This is a genomic window from Streptomyces sp. NPDC046915 (assembly GCF_040644935.1).
In the GTDB taxonomy this organism is placed as follows: domain Bacteria; phylum Actinomycetota; class Actinomycetes; order Streptomycetales; family Streptomycetaceae; genus Streptomyces.
Genome location: NZ_JBEYXB010000011.1, coordinates 82,498 through 106,907, shown reverse-complemented (window position 1 = coordinate 106,907; position 24,410 = coordinate 82,498). Strand labels below are relative to the sequence as shown.

At 72.8% G+C, this 24,410-nt stretch carries 22 protein-coding genes, 1 pseudogene and 1 riboswitch; of the genes and pseudogenes, 13 read left to right on the top strand and 10 right to left on the bottom strand.

The annotated features are described in order from the left end of the window. The first annotated feature begins 46 nt into the window (after positions 1-46). Positions 47-1,438: a PLP-dependent aminotransferase family protein gene (locus ABZ915_RS27555; RefSeq protein WP_361808604.1), complete on the top strand. Its 1,392-nt coding sequence runs from the start codon at positions 47-49 to the stop codon at positions 1,436-1,438. 59 nt (positions 1,439-1,497) lie between these two features. Beyond that, positions 1,498-1,983 carry a carboxymuconolactone decarboxylase family protein gene (locus tag ABZ915_RS27550; protein WP_361808602.1) on the top strand — a complete coding sequence of 162 codons (486 nt, stop codon included), beginning with the start codon at positions 1,498-1,500 and terminating at the stop codon, positions 1,981-1,983. A 54-nt stretch (positions 1,984-2,037) separates the two neighbouring features. Here the strand turns inward: ABZ915_RS27550 and ABZ915_RS27545 are convergent, their stop codons facing one another. The 7 genes from ABZ915_RS27545 to ABZ915_RS27515 all read right to left on the bottom strand — a co-directional run bounded on the left by ABZ915_RS27545 (position 2,038) and on the right by ABZ915_RS27515 (position 11,220). Then, complete coding sequence (locus ABZ915_RS27545) at positions 2,038-2,832, bottom strand: aminotransferase class IV (RefSeq protein WP_361808599.1); 795 nt, start codon at positions 2,830-2,832, stop codon at positions 2,038-2,040. A gap of 13 nt (positions 2,833-2,845) precedes the next feature. Further along, positions 2,846-4,021, bottom strand: a complete 1,176-nt coding sequence (locus ABZ915_RS27540) for an FAD-dependent monooxygenase (protein ID WP_361808596.1) — start codon at positions 4,019-4,021, stop codon at positions 2,846-2,848. Beyond that, complete coding sequence (locus ABZ915_RS27535) at positions 4,018-5,586, bottom strand: AMP-binding protein (protein WP_361808593.1); 1,569 nt, start codon at positions 5,584-5,586, stop codon at positions 4,018-4,020. Before ABZ915_RS27535 ends, ABZ915_RS27540 begins: the two co-directional genes overlap by 4 nt. A 23-nt stretch (positions 5,587-5,609) precedes the next feature. Then, positions 5,610-7,175: an AMP-binding protein gene (locus tag ABZ915_RS27530; protein WP_361808590.1), complete on the bottom strand. Its 1,566-nt coding sequence runs from the start codon at positions 7,173-7,175 to the stop codon at positions 5,610-5,612. Positions 7,176-7,302: 127 nt separating this feature from the next. Continuing rightward, positions 7,303-9,624 (bottom strand): aminodeoxychorismate synthase component I, encoded by a 2,322-nt coding sequence (pabB, locus tag ABZ915_RS27525; protein ID WP_361808587.1) that lies wholly within the window; start codon positions 9,622-9,624, stop codon positions 7,303-7,305. A gap of 30 nt (positions 9,625-9,654) precedes the next feature. Next, on the bottom strand, positions 9,655-10,251 hold the full coding sequence (locus ABZ915_RS27520) for a hypothetical protein (protein ID WP_361808585.1): 597 nt from the start codon (positions 10,249-10,251) through the stop codon (positions 9,655-9,657). A gap of 144 nt (positions 10,252-10,395) precedes the next feature. Next, positions 10,396-11,220, bottom strand: coding sequence for a DMT family transporter (locus ABZ915_RS27515; protein ID WP_361809091.1), 825 nt, complete (start codon positions 11,218-11,220; stop codon positions 10,396-10,398). A 164-nt stretch (positions 11,221-11,384) separates the two neighbouring features. Here ABZ915_RS27515 and ABZ915_RS27510 point away from each other — a divergent pair, with 164 nt between their 5' ends. The 6 genes and pseudogenes from ABZ915_RS27510 to ABZ915_RS27485 all read left to right on the top strand — a co-directional run bounded on the left by ABZ915_RS27510 (position 11,385) and on the right by ABZ915_RS27485 (position 16,766). Beyond that, positions 11,385-11,744 (top strand): hypothetical protein, encoded by a 360-nt coding sequence (locus ABZ915_RS27510; RefSeq protein WP_361808582.1) that lies wholly within the window; start codon positions 11,385-11,387, stop codon positions 11,742-11,744. Between the two features lie 20 nt (positions 11,745-11,764). Further along, positions 11,765-12,958 carry a glutathionylspermidine synthase family protein gene (locus tag ABZ915_RS27505; RefSeq protein WP_361808579.1) on the top strand — a complete coding sequence of 398 codons (1,194 nt, stop codon included), beginning with the start codon at positions 11,765-11,767 and terminating at the stop codon, positions 12,956-12,958. A gap of 79 nt (positions 12,959-13,037) precedes the next feature. Next, a pseudogene (locus ABZ915_RS27500) lies at positions 13,038-13,211 on the top strand (alpha/beta hydrolase); the annotation flags it as partial. Between the two features lie 127 nt (positions 13,212-13,338). Beyond that, a riboswitch (ZMP/ZTP riboswitch) is annotated at positions 13,339-13,428 on the top strand. Between the two features lie 41 nt (positions 13,429-13,469). After that, positions 13,470-14,915: a glycine hydroxymethyltransferase gene (locus tag ABZ915_RS27495; protein WP_361808576.1), complete on the top strand. Its 1,446-nt coding sequence runs from the start codon at positions 13,470-13,472 to the stop codon at positions 14,913-14,915. A gap of 76 nt (positions 14,916-14,991) precedes the next feature. Next, on the top strand, positions 14,992-16,005 hold the full coding sequence (gene trpS / locus ABZ915_RS27490) for a tryptophan--tRNA ligase (RefSeq protein WP_361808573.1): 1,014 nt from the start codon (positions 14,992-14,994) through the stop codon (positions 16,003-16,005). A 173-nt stretch (positions 16,006-16,178) separates the two neighbouring features. After that, complete coding sequence (locus tag ABZ915_RS27485) at positions 16,179-16,766, top strand: 2'-5' RNA ligase family protein (RefSeq protein ID WP_361808570.1); 588 nt, start codon at positions 16,179-16,181, stop codon at positions 16,764-16,766. 21 nt (positions 16,767-16,787) lie between these two features. On the opposite strand, the gene ABZ915_RS27480 is transcribed toward ABZ915_RS27485, so the two are convergent. Continuing rightward, positions 16,788-17,543: a decaprenylphospho-beta-D-erythro-pentofuranosid-2-ulose 2-reductase gene (locus ABZ915_RS27480; RefSeq protein ID WP_361808567.1), complete on the bottom strand. Its 756-nt coding sequence runs from the start codon at positions 17,541-17,543 to the stop codon at positions 16,788-16,790. A 10-nt stretch (positions 17,544-17,553) separates the two neighbouring features. Further along, positions 17,554-18,909 (bottom strand): FAD-binding oxidoreductase, encoded by a 1,356-nt coding sequence (locus ABZ915_RS27475; RefSeq protein WP_361808564.1) that lies wholly within the window; start codon positions 18,907-18,909, stop codon positions 17,554-17,556. A gap of 133 nt (positions 18,910-19,042) precedes the next feature. Between ABZ915_RS27475 and ABZ915_RS27470 the strand changes: the two genes are divergently transcribed. From ABZ915_RS27470 to ABZ915_RS27460, 3 genes are all read left to right on the top strand, one after another. Continuing rightward, positions 19,043-19,591, top strand: a complete 549-nt coding sequence (locus ABZ915_RS27470; RefSeq protein ID WP_361808561.1) for a phosphatase PAP2 family protein — start codon at positions 19,043-19,045, stop codon at positions 19,589-19,591. Positions 19,592-19,601: 10 nt separating this feature from the next. Continuing rightward, the gene (locus tag ABZ915_RS27465; RefSeq protein ID WP_361809088.1) at positions 19,602-20,534 is read left to right on the top strand and encodes a decaprenyl-phosphate phosphoribosyltransferase; all 933 of its coding nucleotides are present in this window, start codon (positions 19,602-19,604) and stop codon (positions 20,532-20,534) included. 143 nt (positions 20,535-20,677) lie between these two features. Beyond that, positions 20,678-21,586 (top strand): YihY/virulence factor BrkB family protein, encoded by a 909-nt coding sequence (locus ABZ915_RS27460; protein ID WP_361808558.1) that lies wholly within the window; start codon positions 20,678-20,680, stop codon positions 21,584-21,586. Here ABZ915_RS27460 and ABZ915_RS27455 read toward each other — a convergent pair. Next, entirely contained in the window at positions 21,534-22,766 is a 1,233-nt protein-coding gene (locus ABZ915_RS27455; RefSeq protein ID WP_361808555.1) for a D-alanyl-D-alanine carboxypeptidase, read from the bottom strand. The genes ABZ915_RS27460 and ABZ915_RS27455 overlap by 53 nt on opposite strands. A gap of 49 nt (positions 22,767-22,815) precedes the next feature. Between ABZ915_RS27455 and ABZ915_RS27450 the strand changes: the two genes are divergently transcribed. Together ABZ915_RS27450 and ABZ915_RS27445 are read left to right on the top strand one after the other, a co-directional pair. After that, positions 22,816-23,055, top strand: coding sequence for an SCO4848 family membrane protein (locus ABZ915_RS27450; protein ID WP_132856212.1), 240 nt, complete (start codon positions 22,816-22,818; stop codon positions 23,053-23,055). 43 nt (positions 23,056-23,098) lie between these two features. Next, positions 23,099-24,376, top strand: a complete 1,278-nt coding sequence (locus tag ABZ915_RS27445; protein ID WP_361808552.1) for a metallophosphoesterase — start codon at positions 23,099-23,101, stop codon at positions 24,374-24,376. The last annotated feature ends 34 nt before the right edge of the window (positions 24,377-24,410 follow it).

Below are 24,410 nucleotides of genomic sequence, written 5' to 3'. Positions count from 1 at the left end.
CTCTCGACCCTAGAAGCGAGGCAGCCCAGGAGTATGGTCCATTTCCATGGCGGAAAACTGGGCCACTTTGGGTATCGACCTGCACCTGGAACCGGCCCGCTCGGGCGGCCTGCGCCGGGGCCTGACCGACGCCCTGCGGGACGCCGTCCGCACCGGCCGCCTCGCCCCCGGCACCCGGCTGCCGTCCTCCCGCACCCTCGCCGCCGACCTGGGCATCGCCCGCAACACGGTCGCCGACGCCTACGCCGACCTGGTCGCCGAGGGCTGGCTCACCGCCCGGCAGGGCTCGGGCACCCGGGTCGCCGACCGGGCGGTGGTCCCGCCGGCCGGCACCGCGCCCCGCCGCCACGAACCCCACCGGCCGGCCTACAACCTCGTCCCCGGCACCCCCGACCTCGCCTCCTTCCCCCGCGCCGAGTGGCTCAAGGCCGCCCGCCGCGCCCTGACCGCCGCCCCCAGCCACGCCCTCGACTACGGCGACCCGAGGGGCCGCCCCGAACTGCGTACCGCCCTCGCCGCCTACCTCTCCCGCGCCCGGGGCGTACGCGCCGACCCGGACGCCATCGTCGTCTGCGCCGGGTTCTCGCACGGCCTGCGGATCCTCGCCAGGGTGCTGCGGGCGCGCGGCGTGCGGACGGTGGCGGTGGAGGCGTACGGCCTCGACATCCACTGGAGGCTGCTGGCCGACACGGGACTGGCCACGCGCCCGCTGCCGTACGACGAACTCGGCACCGACCCCCACGGACTGGGCTCCGCCGAGGCCGTACTGCTCACCCCCGCCCACCAGTTCCCGATGGGCGTGGCACTGCACCGCGACCGGCGCGCGGCCGTCGTGGACTGGGCCCGGCGCACCGGCGGACTGGTCCTGGAGGACGACTACGACGGGGAGTTCCGCTACGACCGCCAGCCGGTCGGCGCCCTCCAGGGACTCGACCCCGACCACGTCGTCCACCTGGGCACCGCCAGCAAGTCCCTCGCCCCCGGGCTCCGGCTGGCCTGGATGGTGCTGCCGTCGGCGCTGGCGGCGGAGGTCACGGCCGCCAAGGGCGAGGTCGACACCTGCGGGGTGATGGACCAGCTGACCCTCGCCGAGTTCCTCACCTCCGGCGCCTACGACCGCCACGTCCGCTCCTCCCGCCTGCGCTACCGGCGGCGCCGGGACGCCCTGGTGGCCGAACTCGCCGCCAGGGCCCCCGCGGTCCGCGCCACCGGCATCGCGGCCGGCCTGCACGTGGTGCTGCGGCTCCCGCCGGGCACCGAACAGGCGACGCTGCGCGCGGCGGCCTGGCACGGTGTCGCGGTGCACGGCCTGAGCCGCTACCGGCATCCGGAGTCGGCCACCGAGGCGCCGGACGCGCTCGTCGTGGGGTACGGGACACCCCCGGACCACGCGTGGTCCGGGGCGCTGGACGCGCTGTGCGCGGCGCTGCCCGAATAATCGGGCGTGTTTTCCGGTCCGGAATTCATTTCGGCGGATAGAGGTACTACAGTCTCCCCATGAGCACTAGCGATTCCATATCCCGCGTGGCCCTGAAGAAAATCACCCCCGACGTGTCCGCCGCCATGGGCGCACTGCACGGCGCCGCCGTTTCCGCCGCCCAGGAAGCGAAGGTGGAACCGGAAATCCTGGAACTGATCCGGATTCGCGCCTCCCAGATCAACGGCTGCGCCTTCTGCCTCGACATGCACACCAAGGACGCCCGCGCCCAGGGCGAGACCGAGCAGCGGATCTACGCCCTGAACGCCTGGCGGGAGACGCCCTTCTTCACCGAACGCGAGCGTGCCGCACTGGCGTTGACCGAGGCCGTGACCCTGGTGCACGACGGCCGTGTGCCGGACGCGGTCTACGCCGAGGCCGCCGGGGTCTTCGACGAGAACCAGATCGCGGCACTGATCTGGGCGGCCACCGTCATCAACGCCTACAACCGGATCGCGATCGCGACCCGGATGGTGCCGGGGGGTTATCAGCCGGCGCAGAAATAAACGCGAAGTACGGGCATCGGCATCAATCGCCGATGCCCGTATTTTTTATTTCGCCTATTTCTCCGGCAGCGGCTCCAAGATGCCGTCCAGCCATTCCCGCCATTCCGGCGCGCGCACCGGAACGGCCGCCCGTACCGGTCCGCCCGTCCAGCCCGTCACCGGCCGGATGCCGTGCAGCGCGTTGACCAGCCACACCTCACGGCCGTCCAGGTCCGCCACCGTCCGCTCGCGGTGGGCGACACGGACGCCGAGGCGCAGGGCCCGTTCCTGGACGAGGCCCACGGTCACCCCGGGCAGCACGGGCAGCCGCGGCTCGGGCAGGCACAGGGTGTCGCCCTCCCACCACAGCACGCTCGCGGTGGCCGCCTCCAGCACCACACCGGACGGCGTCACCAGCACCGCTTCCTCGGCACCCTCGCCGGTCGCCCGCCGCCGCACCCGGGCCAGGACGTCCAGGTCCGGGCCCTTGCGGCGGGGGAGGGCCCGCGGATCGGACTGCCCCGCCGCCCACACCCGTATCTCGCTGCCGAGCGGCGGGGCGTGCCGCAGCAGCAGCCGCAACTCACCGGAGTCCGCCGCGAGTTCCACCCGGGGAAACCACTCACCCGTGCGCGGCAGCGCGGCCGTCATGTCCTGCCAGAACTCCAGGAGCCGGCGCAGCGGCGGCCCGTCGCACTCGCCGCAGGCCCGCAGGAAACGCTCCCGGTGCCGGCCGAGGCCGCGCACCCGGCCGTCGCGCACCAGCCAGGAGTCCGCGACGAGCAGCCGCCCGCCGTCCGCCGGACCGGCCGTCAGCCCACCACGGGGCGTCCACGTCAACAGACCTTCCATGGTCGCCGGTTGTGTCACGGCGCTCGCCTCCTCAGTACTTGCCGGCGGTCGCCGGTGCCCCGTGCCGTGGACCGTACGGAGCGTGCTCCAGCCACGACCCGCACCACGGCAGCACCGGCGCGAGGGTCGCCGCGGCACGCTGCTTGACCCGTACGATCCGCCGCTGCGGCCGCAGATGGTCCAGCGCGGCCCCGGCGGCGGCACTGTTGAACAGGCCCGCGGCCCGCCGCACCTCGTCGAAACCGGCCACCGCGTCCGCGGTCCCGGCAGCGACCGCCTCGGCCGCCGCCGCCGCGTCGGCGATCCCGCTGTTCATGCCGCGCGCCCCGAACGGCGGGAAGAGGTGCGCCGCCTCACCGACGAGCAGCACCCGCCCGTGCGGGTCGGTGAAGGAGGCCGCGACCTTGCGCAGGAAGCGGTACGTCGACACCCACAGGATGCGTTCGTCGTACCCCTCCCCGACGACCGCGGGCAGCCAGCGCCGTACCGCCTCCTCGGTGCCGAACTCCTCCCGCTCGTCGTCGTCCCGGCACTGGAGGTCGACCTGGAAGCCGCCGGTGAACGGCACGCGCATCACGCTGCGCCCGCCGAGCCCGGGATGCTCGTAGTGGAAGACCCGCTCCAGCGGCAGCTCGGCACCCGGCACGTCGGACACGTCCACCACGACGTGGAAACCGTCCCCGTGGGTGCCCTCCATGTGGATGCCCAGCGCCGCCCGGACCGCCGACCGGGCCCCGTCCGCGGCGATGACGTACCGGGTGCTGAAGGCCCGCCCGTCCGCGGTCGTCAGCACGGCCTCCTCGGGGCCGGTCCGTACGTTCGTCACCTCCGCGTCCCAGACGAACTCCACCCCGGCCTCCGCGCAGGCGGCGAGCAGGAACCGCTCGGTGTCCACCTGGCGCAGGCTGGTGAAGGGCACAAGCCCGGACGGCGGCGGGAACGTGCGGGAGTACACCTCACGTCCCCGGTACAGGGTGCGGCGGGTGTGCCAGGTCTGCCCGTACCCGGTGATCTCGGCGGCCAGCCCCGGACGCATCCCGTCGAGCAGCCGCAGCGTCTCCCGGTGCACGAACAGCGCGCGGCTGCCGGGGCGCCGACGGCCCTCCGGGTCGGCTTCCAGCAGGAGCACCGGCAGGCCGTGGGCGCGCAGGGCCAGTGCCGCCGACAGGCCCACGGGGCCGGCGCCCACCACGACGACCGGGATCACGCGCGGGCACCCTCGGCCAGCATGCGGGTGATCTCCACCCGTTTCACCTTCCACGTCGCCGTCATCGGCAGCTCCTCGAACCGCCACTGCCTCGGCTCGGCCATCGCGGGCAGGTCGGCCGTGGCCTCCCGCCAGCGCTCCGGGTCCAGCGGCCGTTCGTTCCGGACGCACACCACCGGTACCGGCTCGCGGTCCACGCCGGGCACGATGACGACCTCACGCAGCTCCTCCAGACGGTCCATCAGCGTGTCCTCGACCTCCAGATTGCTGTGCACGGCGTCGATCCGGTCGACCTCCCGGTCGATCAGGTACAGGGCGCCCAGCCGGCTCCGGTAGCCCATGTCGCCCATCTGCCACCACTCGCCGTCCAGCTGGCGCTCGTAGTGCTCCCGGGCGCCGAGGTAGGTGAGGATGCGGCCCCGGGTGCGGGCCTCGATCCGGCCGGGCTCGCCGGGCCTGGCCCGGCTGCCGTCGGCGGCGGTGACCCGGACCCGGGTGAAGCCCGGTATCCCGGTCCCGACCCGGCGGCCGTCCGCGCGGGACGCGCTGCGCCGGGTGAACCACTGGAAGGCGACCGGGCCCGTCTCGCTCTGCCCGTACAGCTGGATCAGCCAGGGCGCACGGCGCCTGGACGCGTTCAGCAGCCGTTTCACGGTCCGCGGGTGGATGGCGTCGAACGTCGAGCCGTACGAGCGGACCCGGGACAGCGGTGCCCCCGGCGCGTCGGCCAGCTCCTCCCACAGTACGAACGTGTTGGGGTGGGTCTCGACGATCCCGGGCCGGTGCCGGGCCAGCAGCGGTCCCACCGTGGCCGGGTCCGGGTCGGTGATCAGCACCAGCGGGCTGCCGAAGCGCAGCAGGACGCCGAGCAGATGGTAGAAGCGCGAGTGCACGAAGGACATGTGCAGCGCCGCGGTCTCGCCGCGCGTGGGCCAGCCCATCGCCTTCTGCGGGACCAGCCGGTTCCACATGGCGCCCGCGCAGTGCACGGCGAGCTTGGGGACGCCGGTGGTGCCCGAGCTGTGGGTGATGAGGGCGGGTTCGCGGGGGTGGAGCCGTACCGGCGTGGGAGGCTCGGCGCCGGCGTACTTCTCCAGCGGCTCCGCGCCGGGCGCGTCGTCCACGGACAGCGTCCGCCGTACCAGCATGGACAGGTCGTCGATCTCCCGCAGCGGGCCCTCGAGCTTCGCCCGGTCGGTGATCAGCCAGGGCCGGCGCAGCCGCTGGAGCAGCTGTCCGGCGACGGGACCCGCCAGAGTCGGCGAGAGCAGCACCGGGACGGCGCCGATGCGGGAGACGGCGCAGGTCAGCAGCACGATGTCGACGTTGTCCGTCTTGTGGACGACCACCTGCTCCGAGGGCCGTACCCCGGCCTCCCACAGCCGGCCGGACAGCTCGTCGACGACGTCGGCCAGCACCCGGTAGCTGAGGTCGACGCCGAGGCCGGGGCTGACGTCCAGCGGCCGGTCCAGGGTGACGAAGACGGCTCCGTGGCGGTCGGCGGCGTCCCGGAAGACGGGGCCCAGATAGAACGCGCGGTCGGCCAGGAGGGGCTGTCGGGCCATGAGGCCGTTCCTTTCTGCCATGTTCACCACGCGCCCTGGCGGACCAGATGGCGGCGGAGTTTGCCGGTGGACGTGCGCGGGAGCGAGGGGACGAAGCTGACGCTTCTGGGGACCTTGAAGGCGGCCAGGCGCTCCCGGGCCAGCCGGATCAGGTCGTCCTGGAGGCCCGGCGGCGGCGTGGCGGCGGGCACCACGAAGGCGCGCAGCCGGCTGGCGCCGGGCCCGTCGGTGACGGCCACCACCGCGACCTCCCGCACTCCCGGATGGGTCCGCAGCGTGGCCTCCACCTCCAGCGGGGAGACGGTGATGCCGCCGACCATCTCCATGTCGTCGGTGCGGCCCAGATGCCGGAAGGTGCCGTCCGGTTCGCGGCGCGCCCGGTCGTGGGTGGCCAGCCAGCCGCCGGACAGGGCGCGCTCGGTCTCCTCGGGCCGGTTCAGGTAGCCGGGCGTGACCGTCGGCCCGCGCACCCACATCTCGCCCTCCGCGCCGTCCGGCACCGGATCCCCGGCATGGTCGCGCAGCTCCACCTCGAAGCCGGGTACGGCACGGCCGACGGTGCCCGGGTGGTTGTGGTCGAAGCCGTTGGCGCAGAAGGCGTGCCCGGCCTCGGTGGAGCCGATCTGCTCCAGCACGGGCGCGCCGAGAAGTTCGGTCACCTGCCGTCCGAGCCCGTCGGGCATGCCCTCGCCGGCCGACACCGCGGCCCGTACCGAGGCGAAGCAGGCCGCGTGCCCGTTGCCCCGGTCGGCGACCAGCGTGGCGTACGCGGACGGCACGGAGTAGAGCAGGGTCACCCGGTGCCGGGCGACGAGTCCGTCCACGGCGGCCGGGGTCGGGCGCCCGTCCACCAGCACGGCGGACGAGCCGGAGAACAGCGGGAAGACGAAGGCGTTGCCGAAGCCGTAGGCGAAGTACAGCTTCGACACCGACAGGGTGACGTCGTCCTCGGTGATCCGCAGCAGCCGCCGTCCGATGAGGTCGTGGTACGTCTTCGGGTCGCCGTGCACGTGCACCACCCCCTTGGGGCGGCCCGTCGTGCCGGAGGTGTACTGCACGTACAGCGGGGTGTGCGCGTCGACCGGGTGGGCGGCGGCCGGCTCGGCGGCCGGGGTGAACGCGACCAGCTGGTCGGCGCCGATCCGGGCCCGGCCCGGGAACCGGTCCTCCAGGCCCGGTCCGGTCACGCACAGCACGGCGTCGGTGTCCTCGGCCATGAACGCGTGCTCGGCCGCCGGGAGTTCGGGGTTGACCAGCACGGCCACGGCTCCGAGGCGGGCGGTGGCCAGGAACGCCGTCACCCAGGCGATGCCGTCGGGCAGCGCCAGCAGCACCCGGTCGCCGGGCCGCACCCCCTCACCGGCGAGCACGCTCGCCGCGCGGGCCGCGAGCTCGTGCACCTCACCGTGGGTCCAGATCCGGTGCCCCTGGTGGAAGGCGACCCGCCCGCCCCAGCCGCGCCGCTCGGCCAGCGCGGCGAGGTGCGCCGCGAGGTTGCCGGGGGCGTCGGCGTCGGGCGGGGCCGCGACGAGGCGCGTGACGGGGGCGGTGCGGGCGGGCGGAGCCGCCGGGGGATGCGGGGCGGTCATCGGGTGGGCTCCTCTGTCACGACCGGGAGGGCGGCGGCCTGGTGGCGGCTGCCGGGTGCCGCGGGGGTGGCCGCGGGCTCGCGTCGGCCGGGGGTGTCCGCCGGGGCCGCGGTGGGTTGCGGGGCGGTCACCGGGCGGGCTCTTCCACCACGGCCGGGAGCGCGGCCGGCTCGCGGCGGGGGCGGGGGCGCGCCGGGGCCGGAGGGGGAGTGCGGAGGCCGGACTTCACCGTCCCGGACGCCACCGGGGGCGCTCCCGCCGGTGCGGTGGTCGCTCCCATGTCCTGGAGGGTCCTGACCCGTACCGCCTCCCGGGGTGCCCCCGCCGACGTCTGCTCCCGATGGACGTGCACGGCCCGCATCTGGGCCGCCGTCTTCAGCAGCATCTCCTCGTACTCGGCGACCGGGTCGGAGTCGAGGACGATCGCCCCGCCGGCGCCGAGGTGCAGCAGCCCGTCGGTGAGGACGGCCGTGCGGATGACGATGCTCAGGTCCGCGCCGCCGCTGCACCCGAGGTAGCCGAGGGCTCCGGAGTAGACGCCGCGGGCCTCGGTCTCCAGGGAGTCGATGATCTCCAGGGTGCGGAGTTTCGGCGCGCCGGTCATCGAGCCGCCGGGGAAGCAGGCGCGTACGCAGTCCACGGCGTGGGTGTCCTCGCGCAGCCGTCCCTCGACGGTGGAGACGAGCTGGTGGACGGTGGCGTAGGTCTCGGTGGCCATGAGCCGGGAGACCCGTACCGTCCCGGTCCGGCAGACCTGGCCCAGGTCGTTGCGGAGCAGGTCGACGATCATCAGGTTCTCGGCGCGGGTCTTGGCGTCCGCCGCGAGCGCGTCCCGCAGCCGGGCGTCCTCCGCCGGGGTGTCGCCCCGGGGCGCCGTGCCCTTGATCGGCCTGGCCTCGGCGATCCCGTCCCGGGTGATCCGCAGGAACCGCTCGGGGGAGGAGCCGGCCACATCGAGGTCGCCGAACCTCAGGAAGGCCCCGTACGGCGCCGGGTTGACGCGGCGCAGGACCCGGTAGAGGCCGTACGCGTCGGCCGGCGCGGGCAGCCGGGCGGCGTTGGTCAGGCAGACCTCGTAACTGGTGCCCGCCCGCAGCTCGTCCTGGCAGGCCTCGATGTCCGCGAGGTACGTCTCCCGGTCGCGGACCAGCCACGGCTCGGCGGCGCCGAGATCCGGCGCGGCGGGACCGGGCAGCGGCTGCGGGTCCGCGTCCGGGGCCACGAAGGTGAGCTGGGCGACCGCGCTCTCCAGCCAGTCCGCGGCCTCCCGCGCGGCCTGCGGGGTGTCCTCCGCCAGGCAGACCGCGTAGGTGAACCCTTCCTCGTGGTCCACCGCGATCAGCCGGTCGGCGAACAGCCAGCAGGCGTCCGGGGTCTGGGCCGTGTGCCGGTTGGGCGATCCGCAGTCGGCCTTCGTCTCGTAGCCGAAGTAGCCGACGTAGCCGCCGGTGAAGTCGAAGGGCAGCCCGGTGGCGTCCACCTGGCGGTTCGTCAACTGCCGCCTGAGGTAGTCGAAGACGGTCGCCGTGACCTTGCGCGGGGGTCGTCCGGCCCGCTCGATCTCGCAGCGGCCGGCGGCGACGTCGTACCGCACGAACTCGGCGAGCGGGCCGCTGTCGTCACCGAAGAACGAGAAGCGGGAGAGCCCCGGCTCGACCAGGGAGCTGTCCAGCCAGAACGACCGCGCGGAGTCGGCGTACATCCGGGTGAAGGCGGCCTCGGCGTCCACCGCGCCGGCGATGCGCCGGGTGTGCAGGCGGTAGGCGGGGCGGTCGGCGCGCCGCGGGCGGGGGATGACCGCGACCGGCGGGGCCGGCGAGGGGCGGCTGATCGAAGTGACCGCGGTGTTCTTCGCACGGGGCTTGCGGGCGAGCTCGGCCGTGAGGTTGCGGAAGTTCACCAGCATCCGGTGGCCGTACTCGGTCAGGACGGACTCCGGGTGGAACTGCACACCCCACAGGGGCCGGCTGCGGTGCCGCAGCCCCATCAGCACGCCGTCCTCGGACCAGGCGGTGGCCTCGAGGGTCTCGGGCAGCGGCTCGTGCACGGACAGCGAGTGGTAGCGGACCGCGGTGAAGTTCTGCGGCAGCCCCCGGAACAGGTCCTGTCCGTCGTGCCGGACCGTGGACAGATGCCCGTGCCGGGGCTCCGGGGCGGCCAGCACCCGGGCGCTCTCACCGAAGGCGATGCCCTGGTGGCCCAGGCAGACGCCGAGCACCGGAAGCTGCGACTCCGCGATCACCCGTGCGCTGATGCCGAAGTCGCGGGACTCGGCCGGGTGTCCCGGGCCGGGTGACACCACGACGTTGTCGAACTCCGTGAGATCCGGAACCGAGTCGGCGGGGGTGTCGTTGCGGATCACCACCGGCTCCTCGCCGTTGACCTCGGCGATCAGCTGGAACAGGTTGTACGTGTACGAGTCGTAATTGTCGATGAGCAGGGTCTTCACCCGCCCACCTCCCTTGGGTCGTTCCCTGGTCTACGCGGTCCGTCGTTTGTGCCGTCCACGCAGCGCCTGAAGCGGTGGGTACAGCCATTTCTTGAAGAAACGCTGAAGGCGCGGCATGAGAATCCACGTGACAAGTGCGGTCACGCACAAGCACAACAACAACGTACGAACGATCGGATTGAGTCCGCCGAGATAGGGGATCACGATGAGATTGAACAGAAGCACCGGCGGAAACACCGCGCTCATGTTTATGAACCACAGCTTCCATTTCGCCGGCGGAGTCGGAGCCGCCGACGGGGCGGGCGTGGCGGGCCGGGCGTCCTGGGCGTCGAACCACGCCTTCGCGCCATGCACGCTGCGGCGGCCCGTCTCCTGCCCGAACCCCGCCACCCGGGTGTCCCACTGCCACCGGTCCGGCGAGTTCTCCCAGGCCCGGGCCGTGCTCTCGCTGGCGAAGCGGTAGACGACATGCCACTCCGACCCTTGGTCGACAAGAACACCACCCCCCATGAAGCCCGGCCGGCGCGCGCTGGCGCCCAGCATGGCCCACCCCCAGGAATGGAAGTCGGCCTCGTGGCCCGGCACCACGTGATACGCCACGGTGATGGTGACGGGATTACTGGTCACGTCATCGAGTACGCACAGGGAAGCCGGGGCGTTCAAGATTCAACAGACTTTTTATGGTGTCCGGATGGTGACCTTATGTAAGCGCTTGCCGGAAAGGCTGGAAAAGGTGAGGGATAAAAAAACAGCGGGAAAGAAATGATCCCCTCAGGCCGGCTCGGCCGGCGCCTCCCCGAACCGCGCCAGCGCCAGCGCGCCCGCCACCGCCACCAGGAATCCCAGCACGGCCAGCCACGCCAGCCCCTCCCGCGTACGGTCGCCGAGCCACACCACACCCACGGCCGCCGGGCCCAGCGTCTCCCCGATGACCATCCCGGCGGTGGCCGCCGTCACCGAGCCCCGCTGGAGGGCCGAGGTCAGCAGCAGGAACGCGGCACCGCCGCCGAGCAGCAGGGCGTACGTCGCCGGGTTGGCGATCAGGTCCAGTGGCCGCAGCGAGTCGATCAGCCGCACCGCCACCTCCACCACCCCGAAGCCGAACCCGGCCCCCAGCCCGAGCAGCAGCGCCCGCCCCCGCTCCGGCAGCCGCCCGCCGACCCCGCCCAGCAGCAGCACCCCCACCGCGGTCGCGAGCATCACCCACCTCAGCGCCGCCGGTCCGCCCCGGTCGCCCTCCGTCCCCGACGCCAGCCCCAGCATCGCCAGCCCCGCGCACACCACGCCCACGGCCGCCCACTCCACACCGCTCAGCCGCACCCGCAGCAGCCGGGCCGCGACCACGGCCGTGACCGCCAGGCTGGCGGCGAGCGCGGCGCCCACCGCGTAGATGGGCACCGACCGCAGCGCCGCGACCTGCAACAGGAACCCCAGCCCGTCCAGCGCCAGCCCGGCCAGGTACCGCCACTGCCGCAGGGCCCGCAGCAGCAGCGCCGCGTCCCCGCCGTCCCCGTCCGTGCTCGCCGCCCGCGCGGCCATCGCCTGCCACACCGTCGCCGTACCGAAGCAGACCGCCGCGCCGAGCGCGCACACCATTCCAATGAACACAAAGTGACTGTAGGGGAGCGGCAAAGCTCGGACCCCCGTTCGAGCGAGATCTCACCGATCTCTAGGCTGACGGCGATATCGGGCAACAGCTCGGACGAGAACGCGCCAACAGCGCGGGCAGGAACGCGCTATCCACGGGGGCAATGCGAAACATGGCGAACACACGCGGACAACTCCGCTCCACCACGGTCGTCCTCGGCGGCATGGGCGTCCTCGCCGCCGCCCTCACCGCCTGCTCCTCCGCCCCCGACAAGCGCTGCGTCGACCGCGACAGCTACAACCTCGCCAAGGGCTACAAGGTCGTCTCCGACAAGAACTGCAAGGCCGGCAGCACCAAGACCTCCGTCAACGGAGCCTGGTACTACGGCGGCAAGAAGAAGCGCCACTGGGTCGACGGCGGCTCCTTCAACAAACCCGGCAAGGGTTCGGGCGGCTCCTCGGACGACGACAACCACCGCTCCGGAGTCCACCGCGGCGGCTTCGGCGGCGGCAAGGGCAGCTCCGGCGGCTGAACCAGGACCCGGACGCCACCATGGAACGCCACAGCATCGTCCCCCGCCCCGGCTGGCAGCGGACCGTCGAGGAACAGGGCCTGATCTACCCGCTCACCCGCCACCCCGACGGCTCCCTGCGCCCCTACTGGGACGAAAGCGCCTACTACGCCTTCACGCTCGACGAGGTCGAGGCCCTGGAGGAGGTCGTCGAGGAACTGCACCGCATGTGCCTGGCGGCGGCCGACCACATCGTCACCGCGGGCCGCTTCGCCGACCTCGGCATCACCGACCCCCGCGTCGCGGAGGCGGTCGCCGAGTCCTGGCACCGGCGCGCCGAACTCCCCTCCGTCTACGGCCGCTTCGACCTCCGCCACGACGGCACCGGCCCGGCCAAGCTCCTGGAGTACAACGCCGACACCCCCACCTCCCTGGTCGAGGCCGCCTCCGCGCAGTGGTTCTGGATGGAGGACCGCTTCCCCGGTGCCGACCAGTGGAACTCCCTCCACGAACGCCTGGTCGCCGCCTGGAAGAAGCAGGCCCCCCTCCTCCCGCCCGGCGCCCCTCTGTACTTCGCGCACTCCTCGGCCGACGAACTCGGCGAGGACCTGATGACGGTCGCCTACCTCAAGGAGACCGCCGAACAGGCCGGCCTGGACACCGACTGGATCTCCATGGAGGAGATCGGCTGGGACACCCTCTCCGGCCGCTTCGTGGACAACAACCTCCGGTTCATCCGCGGCATCTTCAAGCTCTACCCCTGGGAGTGGCTCACCACGGACGGCTTCGCCGGCCACGTCCTCGACACCCTCGACAACGGCGGCGGCACCGGCAGCACCCTGTGGATCGAGCCGGCCTGGAAGATGCTCCTGAGCAACAAGGCGCTCCTGGCCGTCCTCTGGGAGCTGTACCCCGGCCACCCCAACCTCCTCCCCGCCTACCTGGACGGCCCCCGCGAACTGACGGCCACGACCGGCTACGTCGCCAAGCCGCTCCTGGGCCGTGAGGGCGAGGGCGTCACGATCCACGAGCCGGGCACCGCCCCCGTCCCCCGCGAGGACCCCTGCTGCTACCAGCAACTGGCCCCCCTCCCCGCCTTCGCCGGCAACCACACCGTCCTCGGCGCCTGGGTCGTCGACGGCGAGCCGGCGGGCCTCGGCATCCGCGAGTCCTCCGGCCTGATCACGGACGAGTACGCCCGCTTCGTGCCCCACGCGATCCTTGGAACGATCTGAACAACACCGTTTTCGTCCTCGTCCGGCCGCGAGTGCGGCCGTCGACCTGCCAGGGCACGGCTTCGACGTCCCCCTGCCCAGCGGCCTGCGCTGCGCGGAGGACCGGGCGCTGCCGACGGCCGCACAGGACCTGGTGATCGCGGAGGCCGGCCGGGCCATGCCGGACGAGCCGTTCACCGTCCACAGCCTGCCGGGCAGCCACAGCCCGTTCGCCGCCCGGCCGCAGGAACTCGCCGAGGCCCTGGTCCGGTGAACGGCGGCCGCGGCTGTCTCCCACGACGCCCAGGTGGATCGCCGCACGCGGTGCTGCGCGCGGCGACATGCACAGGCCCGCATGGTGGACGCGGGAACGGCCCCGCCGGAGCCGCCCGGTAGGCTGATCAGCGGGCCGTGACTGGCGCGCTGGGATGGGACCGACCATCAGGGAGCGGCCCGGTCGGGAACGAGTGCCGTGCGCCTGGGCCGAGCCGTGAACGCGAACGTTGTACGAACACGCCGTCCGGAGGCCGACATGCCAGAGCAGCAGTCCACCGAGTCCACCGCCTTCCGCGCCGCCCTCGACGTGATCCGCGCCGTCGAGCCGCGGGTCGCCGACGCCATCGGCCAGGAGGTCCACGACCAGCGCGAGATGCTCAAGCTGATCGCCTCCGAGAACTACGCCTCCCCGGCCACGCTCCTGGCCATGGGCAACTGGTTCAGCGACAAGTACGCCGAGGGCACCGTCGGCCGCCGCTTCTACGCCGGCTGCCGCAACGTCGACACGGTGGAGGCGCTGGCCGCCGAGCACGCCCGTGAACTCTTCGGCGCCCGCCACGCCTACGTCCAGCCGCACTCCGGCATCGACGCCAACCTCGTCGCCTTCTGGGCCGTCCTCGCGGACCGCGTCGAGGTCCCGTTCCTGGAGAAGACCGGCGCCCGCCAGGTCAACGACCTCTCCGAGGCGGACTGGGCCGAGCTGCGCCAGGCCTTCGGCAACCAGCGCATGCTCGGCATGTCCCTGGACGCCGGCGGCCACCTCACCCACGGCTTCCGCCCGAACATCTCCGGCAAGATGTTCGACCAGCGCTCCTACGGCACGGACCCCGCGACCGGCCTGATCGACTACGACGCCCTGCGCGCCCAGGCCCGCGAGTTCAAGCCGCTGATCATCGTGGCCGGCTACTCGGCCTACCCCCGCCTGGTGAACTTCCGGATCATGCGCGAGATCGCCGACGAGGTCGGCGCCACCCTCATGGTCGACATGGCCCACTTCGCCGGCCTGGTCGCGGGCAAGGTCCTCACCGGCGACTTCGACCCGGTGCCGCACGCCCAGATCGTCACCACGACCACCCACAAGTCCCTGCGCGGCCCGCGCGGCGGCATGGTCCTGTGCGACGACTCCCTCAAGGACCAGGTCGACCGCGGCTGCCCGATGGTCCTCGGCGGCCCGCTCCCGCACGTCATGGCCGCCAAGGCGGTGGCCCTGGCGGAGGCCCGGCAGCCCTCCTTCCAGGACTACGCCCAGCGGATCGTGGACAACTCCCGCGCGCTGGCCGAGGGCCTGACGCGCCGCGGCGCCACCCTCGTCACCGGCGGCACGGACAACCACCTCAACCTGATCGACGTCGCCGGCTCCTACGGCCTCACCGGCCGCCAGGCCGAGGCGGCCCTCCTCGACTCGGGCATCGTCACCAACCGCAACGCCATCCCCGCCGACCCCAACGGCGCCTGGTACACCTCCGGCATCCGCATCGGCACCCCCGCGCTGACCACGCGCGGCCTCGGCACGGCGGAGATGGACGAGGTGGCGGGCCTGATCGACCGCGTCCTGACCACCACCGAGCCGGGCACCACCAAGTCGGGCGCCCCCTCCAAGGCCGCCCACGTCCTGGACCCGAAGGTGGCGGAGGAGATCTCCCAGCGCGCGACGGACCTGGTGGCGGGCTTCCCGCTGTACCCGGAGATCGACCTCGGCTGACGGGCGGACCCGACGGGAGCGTCCTTTCGCGGCGCTCCCGTCATGGCGGTCCCCAACACCTGAGAGAATGGTGAGCATGGCTTCTGACCGACCCCGCGTGCTCTCCGGAATCCAGCCCACCGCAGGCTCGTTCCACCTCGGCAACTACCTGGGCGCCGTCCGCCAGTGGGTGGCCCTTCAGGAGACCCACGACGCGTTCTACATGGTCGTCGACCTGCACGCGATCACGGTCCCGCAGGATCCCGCCGACCTGCGCGCGAACACCCGGCTCGCCGCCGCCCAGCTGCTGGCGGCCGGGCTCGACCCGGACCGCTGCACGCTCTTCGTGCAGAGCCACGTCCCCGAGCACGCCCAGCTCGCCTGGGTCATGAACTGCCTGACCGGCTTCGGCGAGGCCTCCCGCATGACCCAGTTCAAGGACAAGGCGGCCAGGCAGGGCGCCGACCGCGCCTCCGTCGGCCTGTTCACGTACCCGGTCCTCCAGGTCGCCGACATCCTGCTGTACCAGGCGAACGAGGTCCCGGTCGGCGAGGACCAGCGCCAGCACGTCGAGCTCACCCGTGACCTCGCCGAGCGCTTCAACGGCCGGTTCGGCCAGACCTTCGTCGTCCCGAAGCCGTACATCCTCCGGGAGACGGCGAAGATCTACGACCTCCAGGAACCGTCCGTCAAGATGAGCAAGTCGGCGGCCACGCCGAAGGGCGTCGTCAGCCTCCTGGACGAGCCGAAGGCCTCCGCGAAGAAGGTCAAGAGCGCCGTCACCGACACGGACACCGTGATCCGCTACGACGTCGAGAACAAGCCCGGCGTGAGCAACCTGCTCACCATCTATTCGACGCTCACCGGTGCGGGTATCGCCGAACTGGAGGAGAAGTACGAGGGCAAGGGCTACGGTGCGCTCAAGACGGACCTCGCCGAGGTGATGGTCGAGTTCGTGACGCCGTTCCGGGAGCGCACCCAGCAGTACCTGGACGACCCGGAGACGCTGGACTCGATCCTGGCCAAGGGCGCGGAGAAGGCGCGTGCCGTGGCCGCGGAGACCCTCGCCCAGGCGTACGACCGGGTGGGCTTCCTGCCCGCGAAGCACTGAGGCGCACGACCGCACACGTACCCGTGGCAGAGCGCTGCACATCACTTCGCTCGCGCCTGCCCACGGGACACCCGTGGCCGTACAGTCGATAGCCGGACGGCTGGGTACGTACCGGACGGGAAGCCGGACGTGAAGCCGGACGAGAACGAAACAGAGCGACGACAGGAGACGACGTGGGGACCGTAACGATCGGCGTGTCGATCGCGGTCCCGGAGCCTCACGGCAGCCTGCTCCAGGAGCGGCGCGCGGGCTTCGGCGACGCCGCTGCTCACGGCATTCCCACCCACGTCACACTGCTGCCGCCGACGGAGATCGAGGACATCGAGCTGCCGGCCGTCGAGGCGCATCTGACGGAGGTGGCCACGGCCGGCCGGTCGTTCCCGATGGGGCTGTCCGGCACCGGCACCTTCCGGCCCCTGTCCCCGGTGGTCTACGTGCGGATCGTGGCGGGCGCCGAGTCCTGCGCCCGGTTGCAGTGGCAGATCCGCGACGCCTCCGGTCCCGTCGCCCGTGAGCTCCAGTTCCCGTACCACCCGCACGTCACGGTGGCGCACGGCATCGACGAAGCGGCGATGGACCGCGCCTTCGAGGAACTCGCCGACTTCCAGGCCGAGTGGGCCTGCACCGGCTTCGCGCTCTACGAGCAGGGCACCGACGGGATCTGGCGCAAGCTGCGGGAGTTCATCTTCGGCGGCGGCGCCGTGGTGCCCCAGCAGGCGACGCCCGTGGACCTGGGCACCATCCCCACCAGCAGCCGGTAGCCCTCCGGCGGGCGACCCGCCCTAGATCGGCAGCCGCCGGAACACCGCGCGCGGTACGTGCCGCAGCGCCGACATCACCAGCCGGAGCGCCCCCGGCACCCACACCGTCTCCGAGCGCCGCCTGAGCCCCAGTTCGATGGCCGTGGCGACGGCCTCGGGCGTGGTGGCGAGGGGGGTCTCCGCGAGGCCGGCGGTCATCCTCGTCCGGACGAATCCGGGGCGGACGACCATGACGTGCACGCCGGTGCCGTGCAGCGCGTCGCCCAGGCCCTGGGCGAAGATGTCGAGGCCGGCCTTGCTGGAGCCGTAGATGAAGTTCGAGCGGCGGGCCCGCTCGCCGGCCACCGAGGAGAGCACCACCAGGGAGCCGTGCCCCTGATCCTGGAGGGCGCGGGCGCTGACCAGGCCCGCCGAGACGGCGCCCGTGTAGTTGGTCTGCGCGACGCGGACCGCGTTGACCGGCTCGCGCTCGTCGATCGCCTGGTCGCCGAGGATGCCGAAGGCGAGCAGGACCATGTCGATGTCGCCCTCGGCGAAGATCTTGCCGAGCACGTCCTCGTGCGATGCGGGGTCGAGGGCGTCGAAGGCGACGGTGCGCACGTCGGCCCTGAGGGCGCGCAGCCGATCGGCCGCCTGCTCCAGGGCGGGGGAGGGGCGGCCGGCCAGCCAGACGGTGCGGGTGCGGCGGGTGATCAGCCGGCGCGCGGTGGCCAGCGCGATCTCGGACGTACCGCCGAGGACGAGCAGGGACTGGGGGATTCCGAAAGCGTCCTTCACGACAACACTCCTAGAGGTTGAGCCGACGGGAGAGGTCCGACGTGAAGACCCCGTTCGGGTCCAGTTCCGCGCGCAGTGCCCGGAACTCGTCGAGCCGTGGGTACATCGCGGCGAGCAGTTCCGGACGCAGCCGGGAGTCCTTGGCCAGGTAGACGCGCCCGCCGGCGTCGGCCACCTCCTCGTCCAGCTCGTCCAGGAGGGTCCCGAGGCCCGGCAGCCCGGCCGGGACGTCGAGGGCGAGCGTCCAGCCGGGCACGGGGAAGGACAGCCAGCCCGGGTCGGCGTCCCCGAAGCGCTTGAGGACGGCGAGGAAGGACGGGCAACGGTGCTCGGACACGCGCCGCACGATGCGGCGCAGGGTCTCCTCCTGGCCGTGTCCGACGACGAACTGGTACTGGACGAGGCCGGCCCGGCCGTAGATCCGGTTCCAGTGGGGCACGCCGTCCAGGGGGTGGAAGAAGGCGGAGAGGGGCTGGAGCTCGCCGGTCCGCGCGCGGGGCGCCTTGCGGTACCAGAGTTCGTTGAACAATCCGACGGTGGTGCGGCCGAGGAGGCCCTCCGGTACGAGGGCGGGCGCGGCCGGGAGCCGCCGGGGGCGGAAGGACAGCGGGCGCCGCCACGCGCGCGTGCCCTCGCCGAGTGCCTCCGGGGTCGCGTGGTCGCCGCGGGTGAGAACGGCGCGGCCGGTCGCGGCGCCGCGGGCGAGCAGGTCGATCCAGGCGACCGAGTAGCGGTGGCGGTGGTCGCCGGCGGTGAGCCGGGCCATGAGGTCGTCGAGGTCGGCGGCCCGCTCGGTGTCGACGGACATGTACGACGTCCCGACCGGCAGCAGCCGCAGGGTGGCCGTCAGGATCACCCCGGTCAGGCCCATGCCGCCGGTGGTCGCGTCGAACAGGGGGCTGCCCGGGTGCACCGTGCGGATCCCGCCGTCCGCGGTGAGCAGTTCCAGAGACAGCACATGGCGGGAGAAGGAGCCGGAGACGTGGTGGTTCTTGCCGTGGATGTCGGCGCCGATCGCCCCGCCGACGGTCACCTGGCGGGTGCCGGGGGTCACCGGCACGAACCAGCCGAGCGGCAGCAGCACCTCCATCAGCCGGTGCAGGGAGACGCCCGCGTCGCACAGTACGGTCCCGCCGTCGGCGTCGATCGTGTGGACGCGGTCCAGGCCGGTCATGTCGAGCACGGCGCCGCCCGCGTTCTGCGCCGCGTCCCCGTACGCCCGCCCGAGGCCCCGCGCGATGCCGCCACGGGCCCCGCAGTCGCGGACGGCGGCCGCGGCCTCCTCGTAGGTCCGCGGGCGGACCAGCCGGGCGGCGGTGGGCGCGGTGCGGCCCCAACCCGTGACGCAGACGGTGTCTCCAGGCATGTCGGCGACCGTATCGCCCCTGTGTGAGCCACTAGTTGTGGAACATTCCGCCTCTCCCCGAAATGGGTGATTAATGGGATGTCGCTCAATATTGCCGTAATCAAAGCGGTCCGGGCGTGAACAGTGGGTCCACATGGACGACATGGATCGCGACCAGGCCCACCGGATCGACCCCGACCACCGGATCGGCCTGGACCACCGGATCCTTTCCGCACTCCACGCCCGCGGTGCCGACCCGCGGGTGGCGTCCGCCGCCCGCGGACTGTCCCTGGCCGGTGAGCACGGCGCGCTGTGGCTCACGGCGGGTCTGGCCGGAGCCGCCGTGGACGCCGCTCGGCGCGGCCCCTGGTTGCGCGGCACGGCGCTCGTCGCGGGCGCGCACCTGACCAGCATGGCCGTGAAGCAGATCGTGCGCCGCGCGCGTCCCACGCACGTCGAACCCCTGGTGCGGACCGCCGGCCGGTACTCCTTCCCCAGCTCGCACGCCGCCTCCGCCGGGGCCGCCGCGGTCGCCTTCGGAACACTCGGGGCGTACGCGGTGCCGCCGCTCGCCGCCGCCGTGTGCCTGTCCCGCCTGGTCCTGGGCGTGCACCACCCCTCCGACGTGGTGGCGGGCGCGGCCCTGGGGATGCTGACCGCGCGGGCGGGAGCGCGCTGGATGAGGGAGAGCGCCCGTGGCTGATGTCGCGCTCCTGGAACACCGCCCGGCCGGCGAGCCGCCGCCCTCGCCCCCGCGCCGCCCGGGCGGCCTCCTGGGCGGTCTGCTGAAGGCCACCCGCCCGAAACAGTGGGTCAAGAACATCCTGGTCCTCGCCGCCCCGGCCGCCGCCGGGCGGCTCTTCTCCCGTCACGCCCTCACCCAGGTCTGTCTGGTCTTCGCCCTCTTCACCGCCTGCGCCGCCGCCGTCTACCTGATCAACGACGCCCGCGACGCCGAGGCCGACCGTGCCCACCCCACCAAGTGCCGCCGCCCCGTCGCCGCCGGCCGCGTCCCCGTGCCCGTCGCCTACGCCACCGGGGGCACGCTGGCCGTGCTCGCGCCGGCGGGCGCGTTCTGGCTGGCCTCGCCGGCCGTCGCCGCCGTACTGACGGCCTACCTCGGCATGCAGCTGGCGTACTGCCTCACCCTCAAGCACGTGCTGGTCGTCGACCTCGCCGTGGTCGCCACCGGCTTCCTGATGCGGGCGGTGATCGGCGGGGTCGCGCTCGGCATCCCGCCGTCCCGCTGGTTCCTGATCACCACCGGCTTCGGGGCGCTGTTCATGGTGTCGGCCAAGCGCTACTCCGAAGCCGTGCAGATGGCCGCGCGGCCGGGCGCCACGCGCGCGCTGCTCACCGAGTACACCACCGGCTACCTGCGCTTCGTCTGGCAACTGGCGGCCGGGGTCGCCGTCCTCGCCTACTGCATGTGGGCCCTGGAGGAGGGCGGTGTGCCGCACGCGAGCACGCTGCCGTGGCGGCAGCTGTCCATGGTCGCCTTCGTCCTCGCGATCCTCAGATACGCCGTCTTCGCCGACCGCGGCATCGCGGGCGAGCCCGAGGAGGTGGTCCTGCACGACCGCGCCCTGACCCTGATCGGCGCGGCCTGGCTGGCCATGTACGGCCTCGCGGTGGCCCATTGGTGACCCCGGTGCGGCGGGGCGAACTGCTCGGCCCCTACCGCGACGCCCGGCCCGGCGGCCTGCGCCCGTTCGCCGGCCCGGGCCACAGTTCCGCGCTTCCGGGGTATCCGGACATTGGTCTTCCGAGACGAGGGCAGAAGCGGATCATGGACTGGCTGAAAAAGCTCCCCGGCGTCGGGCCGCTGGTCGCCCGCCTGATGACCACGCACGCGTGGCGCTCGTACGAGCGTCTGGACCGGGTGAAGTGGACACGGCTGGCCGCCGCGATGACCTTCGTCAGCTTCATCGCGCTGTTCCCGCTGCTGACCGTGTCCGCCGCGGTCGCCGCCGCCACGCTCAGCCCGGCCCAGCAGCACAACGTCGAGAAGAAGATCGCCGAGCAGTTCCCCGGCATCTCCGACCAGCTCGACATCAGCTCGCTGGTCCAGAACGCCGGCACCGTCGGCGTCATCGCGGGCGCCTTGCTGCTGCTGACCGGCATCGGCTGGGTCGGGCAGGTGCGCGACTGCCTGCGCGCGGTGTGGGAGCTGCCCGACACCGAGGAGAACCCCCTCCTGCGCAAGGCCAAGGACGCCGGGATCCTGATCGGGCTCGGCGGCGCCCTGCTGGTCACGCTCGCCGCCTCCATCGTGGCCTCAGCGGCGGTCGGCTGGGTGGCCGGCGGTCTCGGCGTCGCCGAGCACGGCTGGGGCAGCGTGCTGCTGCGCGTCGTCGCGTTCGCCGTCGCCGTCCTCGCCGACTTCCTGGTCCTGCTGTACGTCCTGACCCTGCTGCCCGGTGTCGAGCCGCACCGCCACCGCCTGTTCGTCGCGGCGCTGATCGGAGCGGTCGGCTTCGAACTGCTGAAGCTGCTGATCAGCGGCTACATCCAGGGAGTCGCCTCGAAGAGCATGTACGGCGCGTTCGGCGTCCCCGTCGCCCTGCTGCTGTGGATCGACTTCACCGCGAAACTGGTCCTGTTCTGCGCCGCCTGGACGGCGACGCCGAGCAAGGAGACCGAGTTCAGGGACGAGTCCGCCGGCGTACGAGATCCGGCAGCGGCCACCGGCGGTTGACCAGGAACGCCCCGCCGCCGAGCAGCACCAGCAGCCCCCCGGCGACAGCCGCGGCGATGCCGACGCCGCGCATGCCGCCGGAGGGGCCGGAGGCCACCGGCTTCGACGACGACCCGCCGGTGCCCGTGCCGCCCGCCTGCCCGGGTGACGCGGTGGCGCCGGGCCGCGCGGTCGCCAGGGCGGCGCTCTTCGGCGGTACCAGCTCGCCCACCGGCCGCACCTTGCCGACCGCCTGGAAGCCCCAGTCGAAGAGCCGGGCGGCCTCCTTGTAGACCTCGTTGTGCTCGCTCTTCTCCGGGTTCATGACGGTGACCAGCAGTACGTGCCCGTCGCGTTCGGCGACGCCGGTGAAGGTGGCGCCCGCGTTGGTGGTGTTGCCGTTCTTCACGCCCGCGATGCCCCGGTAGACGGGGACGTCGGTGTCGCCGCTGAGCAGCCGGTTGGTGTTCCGGATGTCGCCGGAGCCGAATTTCGCGGTCACGGTCGAGCAGTAGTCCCGGAAGTCCTTCTTCTGGAGCCCCGAGCGGGCGAACAGCGTCAGGTCGTAGGCCGAGGAGACCTGCCCCGGCTCGTCGTAGCCGTCGGGACTGATCACGTGGGTGTCGAGGGCCTGGAGGTCGTCGGCGTGGGCCTGCATGTCCTTGACGGTCCGCCCGATGCCGCCGTTCATCCGGGACAGCACGTGCACCGCGTCGTTGCCGGAGCGCAGGAAGACGCCGAGCCACAGGTCGTGGACGGTGTAGGTGTGGTTCGCCTTGATCCCGACCACGCTCGAGCCGGCGCCCATGCCCGCCAGGTCGGCCGGCACCACCTTGTGCTCGGTGGTCTTCGGGAAGCGCGGCAGGACGGTGTCGGCGAAGAGCATCTTCAGCGTGCTCGCGGGAGGCAGCCGCCAGTGCGCGTTGTGCGAGGCCAGCACCTCCCCGGACTCTGCGTCGGCGACGATCCAGGAGCGCGCGGTGACGTCCTTGGGCAGCACCTGGACACCGGCGGCGAGGTCGACCTGCGTGCCGGGCCGGCCCAGGCGGGTGCCGCCGACCGTGGACATGCCCGCCGGGGGAGTGGCCGATGGGCTCGACGGGCTCGACGGGCTCGACGGGCTCGTTGAAGGGGCCGGCGCGGCGACGGCGACGGGCGTGGTGAGGGCGGCGGACAGCAGGGCGGCGGACGTGACCAGCAAGCTCCCACCCCGGGCGCGGCGCCCGAGGGACCCCGGCGATACTGAACGTATGAAGCTCAGCCGCCCGGTGTCCTGGTTCCTGCTCGCCTTCGGGGTGTGGAGCTGGGTCATCTGGGTCACTTTCGTCAAGAATCTCGTCAAGGACAGCAGTGGTCTCGCCTTCGACGACGGTCACCCGACGGCGTACTTCTGGGTGCACCTGACGCTGGCGGTCGTCTCCTTCGTATTGGGGACGGTCATCGGGGTCATCGGGTTGCGCGGACTGCGCGCACTGCGCCGGACGTCATAACGGAAAGCACGGGAAGCACAGAAAGCACGGGGGACTCCGCCAAGTGGTCATCGTCTTCGCGCTCGTCGCCCTGGCGGTCCTGGCCGTCGTGGCGGCCCTGCACTGGTACGTCTGGCGCCGCCTGGTCCGTGACACGACGGCGGGCCCCGGCCCGGCACGCCGCGCGGGCACGGCCGTCTTCGTCGTCGGCCCGGTGCTGATGATCGCCGCCCCGGTCGCCGAACGCGCCGGCGCCCCGTTCTGGCTCCAGCGCACCCTCGCCTGGCCCGGCTTCCTGTGGATGGCCCTGGCGCTCTACCTGCTGCTGGCGGTGGTGGCCGGGGAGGCGGTACGGCCCGTGCTGCGACGGCTGTCGACGAGGCGGGGGCGAACCGTCCCGTCGCCGGTGGCCGTACAAGCCCCCGCGGTCGTACCGGTGGTGGAGCGGCCGGAGGCTCCCGGGGAAGCCACCGCACAGGAGCCGGGAGAACCCGGCGAGTCCGCCGCGGCGTCCCCGCTCGCGCCCTCCCGTCGACTCTTCGTCTCCCGGGTCGTCGGCGGCGCCGCCGCCACCGCGGCCGTGGCGACCGTCGGCTACGGCACCTACGGCGTGCTGCGCGGTCCGAGGGTGAAGCGGGTCACCGTCCCGCTGGCCAAACTCCCGCGCGCCGCAAGCGGGTTCCGGATCGCCGTCGTCAGCGACATCCACCTCGGCCCGGTCCTCGGCCGGGACTTCGCGCAGAAGGTCGTCGACACCGTCAACGGCACCCAGCCCGACCTCATCGCGGTCGTCGGGGACCTGGTCGACGGCAGCGTCAAGGACCTGGGCCCGGCGGCGGCGCCGCTCGCGGGGCTGCGGGCCCGGCACGGCGCGTACTTCGTCACCGGCAACCACGAGTACTTCTCCGGCGCCGAGCAGTGGCTCGCGGAGGTACGGGAGCTGGGGATGCGCCCGCTGGAGAACGCCCGCAGCGAACTTCCCCACTTCGACCTCGCCGGCGTCAACGACCTCCAGGGCGAGAGCGAGGGACAGGGCCCCGACTTCCGCAGGGCGCTCGGCGACCGGGACACGGCACGCGCGTGCGTGCTGCTCGCCCACCAGCCGGTGCAGATCCACGAGGCCGTCCGGTACGGCGTCGACCTCCAGCTCTCCGGCCACACCCACGGCGGCCAGCTCTGGCCGGGCAACTTCGTCGCGGCGGCCGCCAACCCGACCGTGGCGGGGCTGGAGCGCTACGGCGACACCCAGTTGTACGTCAGCAGGGGCGCGGGCGCCTGGGGCCCGCCCACACGCGTGGGCGCTCCCTCGGACATCACGGTGATCGAACTGGCGACCCTTTGAACAACCCATGAAGGAACTGAGGAATCCGGTCGAA